This window comes from Acinetobacter lwoffii, from assembly GCF_024129685.1.
GTDB classification, from domain to species: Bacteria; Pseudomonadota; Gammaproteobacteria; order Pseudomonadales; family Moraxellaceae; genus Acinetobacter; species Acinetobacter lwoffii_X.
Window position 1 is genome coordinate 60,728 of the sequence record NZ_JAMXXL010000011.1, and the last position, 15,922, is coordinate 76,649.

A 15,922-nucleotide genomic window follows, 5' to 3' on the forward strand; every position below is an offset into this window, starting at 1 on the left:
TTTCCTAACTATGATTGAGATTGAGAGTTTTGAATCCAGAGTTGTCGACTTTTCAATGGTCGATCACCGAGCAAAGCCGTGATCACCTGTCGATACAGTTTCGTCAGTAATTGTAACTGTTCCGGATTAAAATCCCCACCATTTTCATGCGTCAACATGCTTAAAATCTGTTGACCGGAGATAGTGGAGCGCAAGGCCTTAGCCGATGGCATAAAGCCAGCATTGAGCTGAAAATAATAATGTTGCTCAGGATTAATCTGCGCCTGATTGGCATCTACCGAAAAATCCAGACCATAACCGAGTTCTTCCAACAAAACATGCTCAAACTGGCGCAAGATCTGTTTTAAATATAAATTTGGATTGGATTGTGCGGATAACTGCTGCAATGCAGTCAAAGTCTCAGCATATTTGGCAAAAGTTTGCGGCATTTCGACTTCTAAAGGACATAACCGCAACAGGATTTCATTCAGATAAAAACCCGAAAAAAAGGCATCGCCAAAAAAGAAAATCGGCTGATTAACAATTTCCAGTTTAGTAAAATTTTTGAGTTCGGATTTACCCGAAGCCTGCAAACGAATAGGCTGATATTGCGGTGGTGGCATTTGCCTGAGAATACCATCTACCCTGCCATATTCTTGAGTAAATAAATGCACAATATGACTGCGTTCACGGTACTTACGATGATGAATCAGATAGCCATGCAGTACTTCATTACGCATAAGCGGGTACTTTAATCCTTATCTTTTTTTGATTTTTTATCATCTTCTTCGTCATCCCCATCCGGGATCACTGCTCCCACAACAGCCGCAGTGCCTTTGACTGCGACTTTTGTGGTTTTATAAGCCACCTTGACAGGAACCGTGACCACTTTATGAATACAGCCTTGCAGAAATAAAACACATGCAACCACTGCCAACACTTTCATCATCACAGAATTCCTCGAGGGGGCTTATATTCTTATCGCTTAGATATCACTATAACCTAAGCTTTTTAATGCACGCTCATCATCAGACCAGCCACCTTTGACTTTCACCCAAAGGGTCAGCATGATTTTTTGCTCGAACATTTTTTCCATGTCGAGACGCGCATCCATACCGATTTTTTTCAGTTTGACACCTTTTTCGCCAATCACAATGGCTTTTTGGCTCGGACGATCAACAAAAATCGTGGCATCAATATAGGTACAGGCTGCTTTCATACGACCGGTTTTTTCATTCAAGACCGGCTCTTCAGTTTTGAATGATTCGATCTGAACGGTCAAATCATATGGAAGTTCTTCACCCAGCTGACGCATGATCTTTTCACGGATAATTTCAGATGCCAGGAAACGCTCTGAACGATCGGTCAGTTGATCCAGTGAATACAGGGGTGGCTGGAATGGAAGATACTTGGCAATCGTGTCACGTAGATGTTCAAGATTGGCACCACGAAGTGCAGATACCGGTACAATTTCTGCAAAGTTCATCAGCTTTTCGCGTTCACGAATCAGCGGCAGAGCTTCGTTCTTGTTTTCAAAAGTATCCAGCTTGTTGATCACCAGAATCACTGGCATTTCAGCATTTTTCAGCTTTTCCAGAACCAGGTCATCGTTTGGCGTCCACTTTTGTGCATCCACTACGAATAAAACCAGGTTTACATCACGCAAAGCCGAATGTGCCGCACGGTTCATCATTTTATTGATGGCACGGACTTCTTTTTTATGCATCCCCGGTGTATCAACAAATACCGCCTGAGATTTTTCACGTGAATCAATCCCCACGATTTTATGACGTGTGGTTTGCGGTTTACGTGAGGTAATCGAAAGCTTCTGACCCAGAATATGGTTCATTAAGGTAGATTTACCCACATTCGGGCGACCTACAATAGCAACAAAACCACTGCGATAATCCGATGGGATTTCGGTGCCTTGTGCACTAAAAAATTGACTAATAAGGTCGTGACTGTCGCTTTGCGACTCGTGATCAGCATCAATGTGATCGGAATGAGTAGTCATTAAGACTTATGCTCCAAAAGTTTCAAAATATCCGCCGCAACGGCTTGTTCAGCAAAACGCCGGCTCGCGCCTTCGCCTTGCATAGTCGGTAATCCCGCAATCTGGCATTCCACTTTAAAATGCTGATTGGGTGCATCACCTTGAATATCTACAACCTCGTAAACTGGGAGAGGTTTCTTACGTGCTTGTAAATACTCTTGTAAGCGAGATTTAGGATCTTTAAGCTGATCTGTCGGCTCAATATGATCTAAATAGGGCTCGTACCATTTTAACACAATCGGTTCTAGCACAGTGAGATCACCGCAGTCGACATAGATTGCGCCAATAATGGCTTCTACTGTATCTGCCAGTATAGACTCACGATGATGACCACCAGATTTCAATTCACCGGTACTGAGAATTAAATTCTGGCTCAGTTTTAAATCATTGGCGATTTTTCCTAATGCTTCCTGACGAACCAGGGTTGCACGCATACGCGTCAACCGGCCTTCATTTTCGCTTGGATAGGCATTAAAAAGATAATTCGCAATGATCATCCCTAAAAGAGAATCGCCCAGAAATTCCAGGCGCTCGTAGTTGTGTTTATGACTGACTGAACGATGAGTCAATGCCAGTTTCAGCAAATCAGCCTGTTTAAACTGATAGCCGATCCGTTTGGCAAGACGTTCATCATTTAGCTTTGACTGTGCTTTGATCAAACTCTTTCTCAAACTTCATCACTAAATCGATATTCATTATGAAATTTTTACGAATTTCATAATTCTTGTGCACCTGTAAACCATCGGTATTGGTAACTTTGGCAATTTCGTCAAACTTTAGATCACGAATATTATTCATTTCTAAACGCTGACTCATCTGTTGACGGAATTTTTCTGGCGTTATATTGGCTGGAGCACTTTTTAACAGCGCCTCAATCTCACCATCTACCATACGATCATCGAAGTATGGTCCCCACACCGCAATCGCCACTTTTGCAAGAAATGCAAAGCCCACGATTGCAATTAAAACCCCAATATAAGAAGCACCTTGTTGATGTCTCATTTTTATTTTCCTGATTGAAACAATTAATCGATTGTTCCGTTTCGACCAAACGATGGCAATTTAAAGCCAGGTTCTTTATGCATCCAGATATAGAAGGCACGACCTGTTAAGTTTTCTTCCGGAACAAGCCCCCAGAAACGACTGTCAGCACTCTGATCGCGATTATCCCCCATCGCAAAGTAATGACCTTCTGGCACTTTCACTTCCCAATATAAACCATTTTCACCTGAATATTTACCATTTTCCAGATAGTTAATATAAGGTGCCTGACGAGCAACATTCACCCCTTCCAGCTCACGCATGGTAAAAGTATGCTCGCCCAGGGTTTCTTTATGATAAATAGCTGTCGGTGTATCTAAACGGTCTTTTTCGCGGCTAAATTCTACTGGAACTTTCGCTACTTTTTCACCATTAATGCTCAACTGGCCATGATCATAAACAATATGATCGCCTGGCAAGCCGACAATACGCTTGATATAACTGATAGTCGGTTGCGGTGGATAACGAAATACCGCTACATCACCACGTTCTGGACTGCCGGTATCAATAATTTTGGTATTGACCATAGGCAGTTTGATGCCATAGTCAAATTTATTCACCAGAATAAAATCACCGGTTTCCAGCGTCGGCACCATCGAATCGGATGGAATATTAAAAGGTTCATATAAAAACGAACGCAGTACCAGCACAATCGTCAGTACCGGCCAAAAGTCATAAGCCCAGGTGATAATGAAATTCTCATGGCCTTTGCCTCGGGTTTGTCTTTGTTTCAAAACAAACTTGTCTAGCAACCACACTGCAACAAAAAACAGGGTCGCAGGCACAAGAATCAAATTAAAATCAAAATCCATGGGCTTATATCCTTATTATTTTAGCGTTCGACTTTTAATACGGCTAAGAACGCTTCTTGCGGGATTTCTACACTACCCACCTGTTTCATGCGTTTCTTACCTTCTTTCTGTTTAGACAGAAGTTTTTTCTTACGTGACACGTCACCACCATAACACTTCGCCAATACGTTTTTACGCATCGCTTTTACAGTCGAACGGGCAATGATTTGTGCACCAATTGCAGCCTGAATCGCCACATCAAACATTTGACGTGGAATCAGGTCTTTCATTTTTTCAACCAGCGCAATACCACGATGACGTGCATCATTACGGTGACAGATCATCGCCAAGGCATCGACTTTTTCCCCATTGATCAAGACATCTACTTTGACTAAAGATGAGCTTTCAAAACGGACAAAGTTATAGTCCAGTGATGCAAAACCACGTGAACAAGACTTCAATTTATCAAAGAAGTCCATGACCACTTCGGCCATTGGAATTTCGAAAGTAATGGAAACCTGATTCGCCATAAACTTCATGTCTTTTTGCACACCACGGCGCTCAACACATAACGTCATGACGTTACCCAAGTATTCTTGCGGTACCAGAATATGACACTCAGCAATCGGTTCACGTAAATCTTCAACCGTTGAACCATCCGGCATTTTGGATGGACTGTCGATATAAATCGTCTGACCATTCTTCATCACCGCTTCATAAATTACGGTTGGCGCAGAAGAAATCAGGTCAAGATCATACTCGCGTTCCAGACGCTCCTGTACGATTTCCATGTGCAGCATGCCCAAGAAACCACAGCGGAAACCAAAACCGAGCGCATCTGAACTTTCAGGTTCAAAGAACAAAGCCGAGTCATTGATTTGCAGCTTGTGCAATGCTTCACGGAAAGGTTCAAAATCGCTGGCATCAATCGGGAATAGACCAGCATAAACCTGTGGTTTCACCTTTTTAAAGCCCGGCAATGTTGTCACTTCAGGTGTGGTTGCTAAGGTAATCGTATCACCGACTGGCGCACCGAAAATATCTTTGATACCGGCAATGACAAAACCAACTTCACCCGCTTCCAGCATACCGGTTTCAGTATGTTTCGGGTTAAAGATACCTACAGAAGTAATAATATGCGTTTGACCAGTTGATTTGATCAACATCTTGTCGCCTTTACGCACTCGACCTTGCTTGACCCGAACCAGAGAAACTACACCCAGGTAGTTATCAAACCATGAATCCACAATCAGCGCTTGTAATGGCGCTTCGCGATCACCCTCAGGTGCAGGAATTACATTGACCAGTGTTTCAAGCACACCTTCAATACCTAAACCTGTTTTTGCAGAACAGGTCGGCGCTTCTGTGGCTTCAATCCCGATAATGTCTTCAATTTCCTGAATGACACGTTCAGGTTCAGCTTGCGGCAAGTCGATCTTGTTCAGTACCGGAAGTACTTCCAGACCTTGTTCAATTGCGGTATAGCAGTTAGCAACAGACTGTGCTTCTACGCCCTGCGCAGCATCTACAACCAGCAAGGCACCTTCACAGGCAGCAAGGGAGCGTGAGACTTCATACGAGAAGTCGACGTGTCCCGGTGTATCAATAAAGTTCAACTGATACTCTTGACCGTTGGGATGCGTATAGTACAAGGTTACCGAAGTGGCTTTAATGGTAATCCCACGTTCGCGCTCAAGCTCCATTGAGTCAAGGACTTGAGCCTGCATTTCACGATCTTGCAAGCCGCCACAAGTTTGAATAAAGCGATCCGCTAGGGTCGATTTACCGTGGTCAATGTGCGCAATAATCGAGAAGTTACGAATGTTTTTAATATCAACAGATTTTTTAGCTTGCGCCATGGGTTACCTTGAGAAAAAACACGCTATGTAATTTAAAAATATTACATAACAAAAGCCGAATAGAAATTGCGAAGGATTATAGCAGAATGGTGATCTAGAAAAAGAATTATATTTTTTCCTTTATTCCCTAGGTCGCGTACACCTCAGTCAGATGAAATCTGGATCACCATGATTAGAAAATAGCTCCCCAGCTCCACTTCTTCCTCAATATTATCAAAGTGTACTGATCAAACTGGAAAATGTTGCCTCATTAATCCAGATGTAAAGTTGAAAAGTCAAAAGGATTTACATGCTCTGAAAGTGGCTGATAAGCCTGAGTAAAAGTTGGTGACATACGTTTTGGACGCCCCGTGGCCATTTCGATACAAGCCCATTGCGTACTGCCGTTAAACAACAGGGTCTGATCCTGTGGTCGATAAAATGCGTATTGTCTAAAGGAATACAGGGCATTGATATCATTCAGCCAAGTGCGCAGAATAATCTCGTCTCCTTCAAAAGCTGCCTTGCGATATTGCACCTGATGTTCAACTGCGACCATGGCATGTTTCAGCTCTACATATTGCTTGAGTCCCAAGCCCAGTTTTTCAATATGAGCTGATGCGACATCCTGCATCCATTGCACATAGACCACATTGTTCACATGACCCAAACCATCAATATGTTTGGCTTGTACCTTTAAAGAAAGATCAAAAATACCACTCACTTTGCTGTTATCCTTTCCATGATTTTAAGGCTATAGAGTCTACCGAATTTATCGCTGGGGTAAATTGCAAAAAATAAAAAACCGCTTATACAAGCGGTCTTTCACAAAAATCTAGCAATTTTATGAGATACGCATCCCGACCACCGCAAGCTGCCCCTGACGAATCAAGGTCACGCGCGCGATGCTACCCTTTTTCAGTTCAGACACCTCCTGCACAAACTGATTTGAATTCAGTACTGTCTGGTTATTAATTTGAGTGATCACATCATTCGGCATGATTCGTGCCTGTGCTGCAATACCACCCGGACGTACATCCTGAATCACCACACCGCCTTTGATTTCCAGACTCGCCAACTCTGCTGGACTTAAGTCACGAATTGAAACCCCGATCACTGGTCCTTTGTTTGGTTGAGCCTGTGTGCCTGCTTTTGCCGGGGTATCATCTGGTGCCGCACTTAAAGTCGCTGCAATACTACGACGTTTATCATCACGCAAGATTTCAAGTTGTACCTGCTGCTGAGGTGCAGTACGGTTCAGATAGTTCAACAGTTCACTGGTACGTGAAATTGGGGTACCGTTGTATTTCAAGATGACATCACTGGCACGCAGACCTGCACGTGCAGCCGGAGAGTTTGGTGCAACCTGAGTTACCAGAGAACCTTCTGGTTTAGGCAGGTTATAAGATTCGGCCAGGTTACGGTCGATATCCTGTAAACTTACGCCCAGATAAGAGCGGGTCACTTTACCATTCTTCTTCAGTTGATCTGCAACTTCCATTGCCACATCAATCGGAATCGAGAAGGACAAACCCATATACCCACCGGTTCCACTAAAGATCCGTGAGTTCACTCCAACCACTTCACCACGCTGGTTAAACAGAGGGCCACCTGAGTTACCCGGGTTCAATGCTACATCTGTCTGAATGAAAGGTACTGCAGTTTCACCCATCATATTACGCATTTTGGCACTGACAATTCCGGCAGAAGCTGAATAATCAAAACCAAATGGCGAACCAATTGCGAGTACAGGCTCACCAACACGTAAGCGTCCTACATCCCCTGTCCGTAATTCTGGAAAATTCGAGCCATTAACTTTAAGCAAAGCTACGTCAGTTCGTGCATCACTCCCAACAACAGTGGCATCAATTTCCCGACGGTCATTCAGGGTAATGGTGACTTTGGAAGCATCTTCAACCACATGATGATTGGTCAGCAGATAGCCATCCTTGCTGATAAAGAATGCACTGCCATAACCGGTTTTTTCCTGTGGCATACGCTGCTGCGGAATAATCACCTGATTGCCAAAAAAGCGGCGCAGAATTTCCGGCACTTGTTGTTGTAAGAGCTCTTCTTCGCTCATTTTTTTAACGACATTGACACTGACCACTGCAGGACTGACCTGCTCGACCAGATTTGAAAAATCAACCGGCGTTACAGCCTGCAACTGTGCAGCACTCATGGTGAGAGTGGCTGCAAATAATCCTTTTTTTAAGTCTAGAATTTTCATATAAATTATTCACTCAAATTATTGATAAATTTATGTAAATAGGTTTTATCACAAACACTGTAAAGTTTAAGTAATAATATGTTTCAATACTTTATTCTGGGCAATATCTCATTATTAAAGCATTAAGTTAAGGCTTTGATTAATTTTTTTCATCAATAAATGAGCACTTCAACGCTTGCCTTTTGTACAAAAAAGCGCTGTTATTACCAAACTTTTTTAAAATTAGCTGATGGACATGTCTAATTTATCCCTTACCCATCAATTTGACGTCATTATTGTGGGCAGTGGCGGTGCTGGTTTAAGTTTAGCCTTATCGCTCCCAGATCATTTTAATATTGCAGTCTTAGCGAAATCCACCCTGACAGATGCCAGTACCTTTTATGCTCAAGGCGGCGTGGCCGCAGTATTGGATGAAATGGACTCAATTGAACAGCATATTGATGACACGATGATTGCAGGCGCACAGCTATGTGAAATGGATGCGGTTAAACAGACGGTAGAAGGTGGCAAACCTTCAGTTGATTTCCTGCTGAAACACGGCGTGCAATTTACTCTGGATGAACAGGAACAGTTACATCTCACCCGTGAAGGTGGTCATTCACAGCGCCGAATTATTCATGCGGCCGATGCGACTGGTCGTGCCATTTCCACCACCTTGGTACAACGGGCCCAAGAAAAACAGAATATTAAAATCTTTGAAAATTATATTGCGATTGACCTGATCTGTTCACAAAAGCTCGGTTTAGACGGCGATAATCGTGCGCTGGGTTTATATGCCCTGGATGAAACAACTGAAAAAGTGCATACCTTCTTGGCTCCATTTACCGCCCTTGCCTGTGGCGGTGCTATGAAAGCTTATCTTTACACCTCAAATCCCGACATTGCCACGGGTGATGGTATTGCCATGGCTTATCGTGCCGGCTGCCGGGTCGCCAACATGGAATTTAACCAGTTTCACCCGACCTGCCTGTATCATCCGCAAGCACGTTCTTTCCTGATCACTGAAGCAATGCGTGGTGAAGGCGCTTATCTGCGTCTGCCCGATGGTGAACGCTTTATGCTGCGTTTTGATGAACGAGCCGAACTCGCACCGCGTGATATTGTGGCACGTGCTATCGACTATGAAATCAAGCGTCTCGGTATACGTCATGTCTGGCTGGACATTACCCATAAAGATGAAAGCTTTGTCAAAGAGCATTTCCCTACCCTGTATGCCCGTCTGCTTGAACTAGGAATCGATATTACCAAAGACATGATTCCAGTTGTTCCGGCAGCCCATTATACTTGCGGTGGTGTTGTGGTCGATGAACATAGCCAGACAGATATTGCCGGACTCTATGCGATTGGGGAAACCTCTTATACTGGCCTGCATGGTGCTAACCGTATGGCCAGTAACTCACTTTTAGAATGTTTTGTCTATGGAATGAGTGCAGCCAAGCACATTCAGGAAAATTTCAAGGCCGATCAGCCAGCTCCTGCAGTTCCAGCTTGGGATGATTCTCAGGTGACCAACCCGGATGAGGATGTCGTGATTCTGCAAAACTGGGATGAGCTACGTCAGACCATGTGGAACTATGTTGGCATTGTCCGCACGACCAAACGCCTGGAACGTGCGCTACATCGTATTGAAATGCTGAAAAAAGAAATTACCGAGTACTATCAGGATTACCAGGTCAGCAAAAATCTGATCGAGCTGCGCAATCTGGTGCTGGTGTCCGAGATGATCGTGCGCTGCGCCATGCACCGTAAAGAATCTCGCGGTTTGCATTTCACCCTGGATTATCCCGAGCTGCTACCAGAATTACGCAAAACAGTCCTCGTCCCACCAAATTTTGAAGTGGAAACGCCTTTGGTGAATTGTTAAAAGTCGATGGAGATAACATCCTTGGATGATATCTCCTTTTCTTTTTAGATTTTTATTTGCTCAAAGTCAGCTTAGGCTATTTATAGCCAGTCTTCTAATTTCAAATATTTAACGTTGTGGTGGAATTGAATATGTTCCGGTCACATGCGCCACAGGTTCTTCATGATCTATCGAATAAATCCAGACTTCTCCCACGATCAGTGCCTTGCCGACCTTGATCAGCTTACATTCTCCCCGTATATCCGTTCCACCAGAAGGTTTACGTAAAAAATTGATATTCAAGTTAGTGGTCACGGCCAAACCGACCAATCCAATTTCACCCAGAATGGCGACATAAAGAGCAAAATCCGCCAAGGTCATCATGGTTGGACCAGAAACGGTACCGCCTGGACGCAACTCCTCTGATCTCACCTGATAAAGTAGAGTGGCTCCACGCGGAGAAATGGCTTCAATCCGGCACTTCTCCAGGCTTTGTGGAAATTCTTGTTGTAAAAATTGTTCTATCTCTGTTTTGGTCGTTTTCATCTTATTAAAAAAATCTTCTATATCAGTCTTAATATAGAAGATTCTTCACAGATAAACCTAGAGAAAAATTAAATAAAAAGTATTTTAATTCCAAGCTTATTTTAAATAACTTAAGGCCTGCTCAAATACCTGCTCAGGCGTTTGAGTTGCATCCAGACGTTTGATCCGTTCAGGATGACGTTGCCATAAAGTTTCATATCCCGCTCTCACTTTCTCAAAGAAAGTGACTTTTTCCTGTTCAAAGCGATCCAGCGCACCACGTTCACGTGCTCGGTTCATCCCCAGTTCAATAGGTGCTTCTAACCAGAACGTGATGTCCGGCATGCGTGCGACAAAGTGGTCATTCAGTAACTGCAACTTGGTTTCGCTCAGACCCCGACCTGCACATTGATAGGCAAAGCTGGCATCGCTAAAACGGTCACATAACACAATTTTCCCAGCTTCTAATGCGGGCAGAATCACTTGTGCCAGATGCTGGGCACGCGCCGCATACATCAATAACAGCTCGGTATCATGCGCCATGGCTTCTTCATGGTTCACAGCCAGCAACAGCGAGCGAATCTGCTCAGCCATCGGGGTTCCACCGGGTTCACGAGTCAAAATAACATCTTTGCCCTGGGCGATAAAATCTTCATAGATCGAACGAATGAGCGTGGTTTTACCTACACCTTCTGTGCCTTCAAAGCTAATAAACATACTCATTCCTTATTTTTCGAGCGTAAAATCGTCAGATATTCCTGTACGGCTTTATTGTGGTCATTCAGATTGCTCGTGAACTTATGTCCACCATTACCGGTAGCGACAAAATACAGGTTGTCAGAATTATCCGGATGCATGGCTGCTTCAATGGCTTTCTTGCTTGGCAAGGCAATTGGCGTTGGCGGCAAACCTGAAATAGTATAGGTGTTATACGGCGTCGGTGTGCGTAAATCTTTACGGGTAATATTGCCATTATAATTATCGCCCATTCCGTAAATCACTGTTGGATCGGTCTGTAAACGCATGCCAATTTTTAAACGGCGTACAAATACCCCAGAAACCTGTTCCAATTCACGATCTACACTGGTCTCTTTTTCAATAATCGATGCCATAATCAGCGCGTCATATTTATTCTGATATGGCAGATCAGTTGCACGTTTCGCCCACGCCTCATCCAGTGCTTCCATCTGTCGCTGATAAAGATTGGTCAGAATTTTACGGTCAGTTTCACCTTTGGCAAAGAAATAAGTATCCGGTGCAAACAGCCCTTCAGGATGTGAAAACGGAATATTCAGTTCTTTGAGTAATTGCTCAGTAGGCAGATGCAGCACTTCTTTGGTGACCAGATCATTTTTCTTCAGGGCATCAATCAGTTGCTTAAAAGTCGTTCCTTCAATCACCAGAATCCGGCTCATCTGGGCATTGTCTGCATCGGAAATCATCTCCAAGACCTGACGGATGCTCATGCCCTGGCGCACTTCATACACGCCCGCTTTCATGCTGTCATGAATCATGATGCGCTGATACAGCTTGAGAATGATCGGAAAACTCACCTGATTTTCTTTGGCCAGACGATCAATAAAACCGGAATAGGTTTGACCAGATTCAATCGCGAGCAGCTGTTTTTTTCCTTCGACAGGATACTCCTTCCACAAACTGCTTTTCAGGATCAACGCCAAGATCAAAGCAATCCCCATCAGGACCAAGGCAATTCCTTTGAAAGATGAGGAGAATCTCGCTTTATTTTTCTTTTTGGCTTTAGGTTTGGAAGCTGACATATTAAGACATCTGGTTCAATCGAAGACGGTTAAAAATTTCAATACAAGCATCGCCATCCAAGGTTCGCTGCTCAAATTGCGTGACAATTTTCATCGGGCTGAGTGCATTGCAGAAAAACAGGCTTTGAATATGGTTGATTTCATCCATATCGATACAGCGTTGCTGACAGCTAATTCCCTGATCTTGCATACGTTGTAGAATTTCTGCACGCATGACACCGAAGACGCCATTATAACGAAGTTCCGGCGTAATCCATGTATTGTTTATACGAATGAAACAATTACTGCTTACCCCTTCGACAACACCGCCCTGTACATCTGTCACCAGGGCCTCAGGCCAGCCGCTTTGATCTGCTTCCTGTTTCAGCAAAACCTGCTCTAGACGGTTTAAGGTTTTTAGCCCTACCAGACTCGGCATCGTCAGTCCTAATGCCTGCTGTAAAATGCCACTTTGAATCTGCTCAAACTTAAAATCCTGTACGGTTTGAGGATAATAAAATAGCCAGAGATCTGCAGGATGATCCGGCAAGCTATAACCGCGCTGACCAATTCCACGACTCAGCACGATTTTCAATGTGCCATTCAGTTCATGTTCTGATGCACGTAAAATCTGTAAGCTTTCTGCAATCAGATCAAGATTGGCATTCAGGCTTAATTTCTGATTGCTAATGTGCAAACGTGCCAGATGACGATCATATAATTCAATCCGGTTATGCCGAATCCGGGCCGTGGTAAAACAGCCATCACCATAATGAAAGCCACGATCCAGCACATCTATCTGGCTGACCTGTTGGGCATTTTTTAAATACAGCATATTTTGCAGCCTCTAAAATGAAAAATTGAGCAGTCAGATTCAGGCTTCACCTATATATCTTTTTTACTCACATCCAATTCTTTTTTAATTATTTTTTATGCAAAAAATCTCAAGCTATTCTTGCCTCATCTAACAAAAGCTAAAAAACTTGAGGCAAAAAATGAACACGCGTAAATTAAAAATTGGGGTACTGGCAGCGCTACTTTCAGCAAGCGCCTTAAGCGTTTCAGCAAAAGATTTCCTGAACGTGTCTTATGACCCGACTCGCGAATTGTACGACAACTTTAATAAAGAATTCAGTGCTTACTGGAAAAAAACCACTGGCCAGGAAGTCAATTATAAACAGTCGCATGGCGGTTCAGGCAAACAGGCACGTGCGGTGATTGATGGTCTGGATGCAGATGTTGTAACACTGGCACTGGCAGCAGATATTGATGAAATTGCAGAACGTGGTTTGCTGCCTAAAGACTGGCAAAAGAAATTCCCGCAGAATTCGACACCCTATACTTCAACCATCGTTTTTCTTGTACGTAAAGGCAATCCAAAAGGAATCAAAGACTGGGGAGATCTGGTTAAACCAGGCGTAGACATTATTACCCCGAACCCAAAAACTTCAGGTGGTGCACGCTGGAATTATCTGGCTGCCTGGGCGTGGGCCAAACACCAGAAAGGTGGCAATGATGCCAAAGCACAAGACTTTGTCCGTCAAATCTACAAACAAACCAAAGTACTGGATTCGGGTGCACGTGGTGCTACCACGACTTTCGCTGAACGCGGGATTGGGGATGTATTACTGGCTTGGGAAAATGAAGCACATTTGGCCGTCCGCGAACAGCCGGGAAAATTTGAAATCATTACTCCTTCTCTGTCTATTCTGGCTGAACCACCCGTGGCAATCGTAGAAAAAAATGCCAAGAAAGATGGTAATGAACATCTGGCCAAAGCCTATTTAAATTACCTCTATTCACCTGCTGGACAGACTGTGGCGGCGAAAAACTTTTACCGTCCACGTAATGCGAATGTATTAAAGCAATACAGTACCGTATTCAAGTCCTTAAAACTGGTCACCATTGATAAAGAATTTGGTGGCTGGACCAAGGTTCAGAAACAGCATTTTGACAATGGCGGTGTGTTTGATCAGATTGTCAAAGCCAATCACGCAAAATAATACTTTAAATGCAGTTCATTATGGCCTTTATTCATAAGGCCATTCTTATTTCAAACACTTAAGAGCTTATTTATCTCTTTTTTTCATATAAAATTCATTTTTAATTATTTTTTATGCATAAAGAATAAGTTTATTCTGCGCTTATGTTACAGAACATATCAGAGATTCAGTCCAGATGAGCATTTCAAACACATTAAAACTTGGGGTTTTAGCAGCTGTTATCTCGGCAACCTCATTTGGTGCAGCAGCACGTGATTTTCTCAATGTATCCTATGATCCGACCCGTGAACTGTATGAAGATGTAAATAAGAATTTTGGCAAATATTGGGAAAGCCGTACCGGTCAAAAAATCAATTTCAAGCAATCGCATGGCGGTTCAGGCAAACAGGCACGTGCCGTGATTGATGGTCTGGATGCAGATATCGTAACGTTAGCATTGGCTGCCGATATTGATGTGCTGGCAGAAAAAGCTAAACTGTTACCTGCGGACTGGCAAAAGAAATTGCCGCAAAACTCGACGCCTTATACTTCAACCATCGTGTTCCTGGTGCGTAAAGGCAATCCGAAAGAGATTAAGGACTGGGGTGATCTGGTCAAACCGGGCGTAGCAATCATTACCCCAAACCCGAAAACTTCAGGCGGTGCACGCTGGAATTATCTGGCAGCTTGGGCTTGGGCCAAACATCAGGCGGGCGGCAACGATAAGACTGCGCAAGAATTTGTTCGTAAAATTTATAAAAATACCAAAGTTCTGGATTCCGGGGCACGTGGTTCAACCACGACCTTTGCTGAACGTGGCATTGGGGATGTTTTACTCGCATGGGAAAACGAAGCGCATTTAGCCCTTCGCGAACAGCCGGGCAAGTTTGAAATTATTACCCCTTCTCTGTCGATTCTGGCTGAGCCACCGGTGGCGATTGTAGAAAAAAATGCCAAGAAAAAAGGCAACCAGCACTTGGCTCAAGGTTATTTGAACTTCCTGTATTCGCCATTGGGTCAAGACCTGGCAGGTAAACATTATTATCGTCCACGTAATGCCAAAGTACTGGCCAAATACAGCCAAGTATTTAAGCCATTAAAACTGGTGACGGTTGATCAGGAATTTGGCGGCTGGAACAAAGTACAAAAGGCTCACTTTGAAAATGGTGGTGTATTTGACCAGATCGTTAAAGCCAACAGCGCGAAATAATTTTCCAAGCTGATTGATATAGGAGCATCGACATGATTCATACGCTTATCGTTCCTGGTGTAGGTGGCAGTGAATACAACCACTGGCAAACCTGCTTACAGCACCGGCTGATGCGATGCTCCCGTGTGCAGCAAAAGGACTGGAATCATCCGGTACTGGATATCTGGGTAGCAGAATTTGTCAAAACTCTGCAAGCCATTCCAGCAGAGGTTCAGATTGTCGCACACAGCTTTGGCTGTCTGACCAGTATTGCGGCCCTTGCCCAACATCCCGAACTCAATGCAAAAGTAAAAAATCTGCTATTGGTGGCACCAGCTAATCCGGCACGATTTGGGGAAAATGGTTTTTCGCGCGACAGTCAGACTGACTACAGCACCTATTTTCAACGGCTCAAGCTTCAGGTACCCACCACGTTATTGATCAGTGAAAATGATCCCTGGTTAAGTTTTGAAGATGCCCACATACTGGCCCAAACCTGGAAAATCAAACCAATTAATCTGGGTGCAGTCGGTCATGTCAATGTCGCTTCTGGTTTTGGCCCTTTTCCTGAAATTGAACACTATTTGATTTCAGAAAACACTATGCCCCATATCAGCAAAGTTGATGAGAGCAAGTGTTATTTTAAATTTGCATTTTAGTCGCTGCAAACTATGCTTGTGCCAAATTTATTTTC

General features: G+C 43.7%; 17 protein-coding genes. 4 read left to right on the forward strand and 13 right to left on the reverse strand.

What is annotated here, in order from left to right:
- Positions 1-8 precede the first annotated feature (8 nt).
- The 9 genes from recO to NI464_RS07440 all read right to left on the reverse strand — a co-directional run bounded on the left by recO (position 9) and on the right by NI464_RS07440 (position 7,932).
- Positions 9-719, reverse strand: coding sequence for a DNA repair protein RecO (gene recO, locus NI464_RS07400; protein WP_253138082.1), 711 nt, complete (start codon positions 717-719; stop codon positions 9-11).
- 11 nt (positions 720-730) lie between these two features.
- Entirely contained in the window at positions 731-928 is a 198-nt protein-coding gene (locus tag NI464_RS07405) for an NF038104 family lipoprotein (protein ID WP_004645619.1), read from the reverse strand.
- Positions 929-964: 36 nt separating this feature from the next.
- Positions 965-1,993, reverse strand: a complete 1,029-nt coding sequence (gene era, locus NI464_RS07410) for a GTPase Era (protein ID WP_004279061.1) — start codon at positions 1,991-1,993, stop codon at positions 965-967.
- Positions 1,993-2,691: a ribonuclease III gene (rnc, locus tag NI464_RS07415; RefSeq protein ID WP_004279062.1), complete on the reverse strand. Its 699-nt coding sequence runs from the start codon at positions 2,689-2,691 to the stop codon at positions 1,993-1,995. Before rnc ends, era begins: the two co-directional genes overlap by 1 nt.
- Positions 2,663-3,034, reverse strand: a complete 372-nt coding sequence (locus NI464_RS07420) for a DUF4845 domain-containing protein (protein WP_004279063.1) — start codon at positions 3,032-3,034, stop codon at positions 2,663-2,665. Before NI464_RS07420 ends, rnc begins: the two co-directional genes overlap by 29 nt.
- A gap of 23 nt (positions 3,035-3,057) precedes the next feature.
- Positions 3,058-3,885: a signal peptidase I gene (lepB, locus tag NI464_RS07425; protein ID WP_219308929.1), complete on the reverse strand. Its 828-nt coding sequence runs from the start codon at positions 3,883-3,885 to the stop codon at positions 3,058-3,060.
- A gap of 20 nt (positions 3,886-3,905) precedes the next feature.
- Positions 3,906-5,723, reverse strand: a complete 1,818-nt coding sequence (gene lepA / locus NI464_RS07430; RefSeq protein WP_253138083.1) for a translation elongation factor 4 — start codon at positions 5,721-5,723, stop codon at positions 3,906-3,908.
- 250 nt (positions 5,724-5,973) lie between these two features.
- Positions 5,974-6,426, reverse strand: coding sequence for an acyl-CoA thioesterase (locus NI464_RS07435; protein WP_004645622.1), 453 nt, complete (start codon positions 6,424-6,426; stop codon positions 5,974-5,976).
- 120 nt (positions 6,427-6,546) lie between these two features.
- Positions 6,547-7,932, reverse strand: coding sequence for a Do family serine endopeptidase (locus tag NI464_RS07440; protein WP_005247518.1), 1,386 nt, complete (start codon positions 7,930-7,932; stop codon positions 6,547-6,549).
- A gap of 229 nt (positions 7,933-8,161) precedes the next feature.
- Between NI464_RS07440 and nadB the strand changes: the two genes are divergently transcribed.
- On the forward strand, positions 8,162-9,796 hold the full coding sequence (nadB, locus tag NI464_RS07445; RefSeq protein WP_171260815.1) for an L-aspartate oxidase: 1,635 nt from the start codon (positions 8,162-8,164) through the stop codon (positions 9,794-9,796).
- Between the two features lie 108 nt (positions 9,797-9,904).
- Here nadB and NI464_RS07450 read toward each other — a convergent pair whose 3' ends face one another.
- The 4 genes from NI464_RS07450 to pabC form a co-directional block, all read right to left on the reverse strand.
- Positions 9,905-10,321, reverse strand: a complete 417-nt coding sequence (locus NI464_RS07450) for a PaaI family thioesterase (RefSeq protein ID WP_164542957.1) — start codon at positions 10,319-10,321, stop codon at positions 9,905-9,907.
- A gap of 96 nt (positions 10,322-10,417) precedes the next feature.
- Positions 10,418-11,017, reverse strand: coding sequence for a dTMP kinase (tmk, locus tag NI464_RS07455; RefSeq protein ID WP_004279070.1), 600 nt, complete (start codon positions 11,015-11,017; stop codon positions 10,418-10,420).
- Positions 11,018-11,019: 2 nt separating this feature from the next.
- The gene (gene mltG / locus NI464_RS07460) at positions 11,020-12,078 is read right to left on the reverse strand and encodes an endolytic transglycosylase MltG (protein WP_253138084.1); all 1,059 of its coding nucleotides are present in this window, start codon (positions 12,076-12,078) and stop codon (positions 11,020-11,022) included.
- 1 nt (position 12,079) lies between these two features.
- Positions 12,080-12,892: an aminodeoxychorismate lyase gene (gene pabC / locus NI464_RS07465; RefSeq protein WP_005247525.1), complete on the reverse strand. Its 813-nt coding sequence runs from the start codon at positions 12,890-12,892 to the stop codon at positions 12,080-12,082.
- Positions 12,893-13,052: 160 nt separating this feature from the next.
- On the opposite strand from pabC, the gene NI464_RS07470 reads away from it, so the two are divergent.
- The 3 genes from NI464_RS07470 (at position 13,053) to NI464_RS07480 (ending at position 15,887) form a co-directional block, all read left to right on the forward strand.
- Positions 13,053-14,060 carry a sulfate ABC transporter substrate-binding protein gene (locus NI464_RS07470; protein WP_005265774.1) on the forward strand — a complete coding sequence of 336 codons (1,008 nt, stop codon included), beginning with the start codon at positions 13,053-13,055 and terminating at the stop codon, positions 14,058-14,060.
- Positions 14,061-14,235: 175 nt separating this feature from the next.
- Complete coding sequence (locus NI464_RS07475; RefSeq protein WP_004731673.1) at positions 14,236-15,249, forward strand: sulfate ABC transporter substrate-binding protein; 1,014 nt, start codon at positions 14,236-14,238, stop codon at positions 15,247-15,249.
- Positions 15,250-15,281: 32 nt separating this feature from the next.
- Positions 15,282-15,887 (forward strand): RBBP9/YdeN family alpha/beta hydrolase, encoded by a 606-nt coding sequence (locus NI464_RS07480; protein WP_253138085.1) that lies wholly within the window; start codon positions 15,282-15,284, stop codon positions 15,885-15,887.
- Positions 15,888-15,922: the final 35 nt, after the last annotated feature.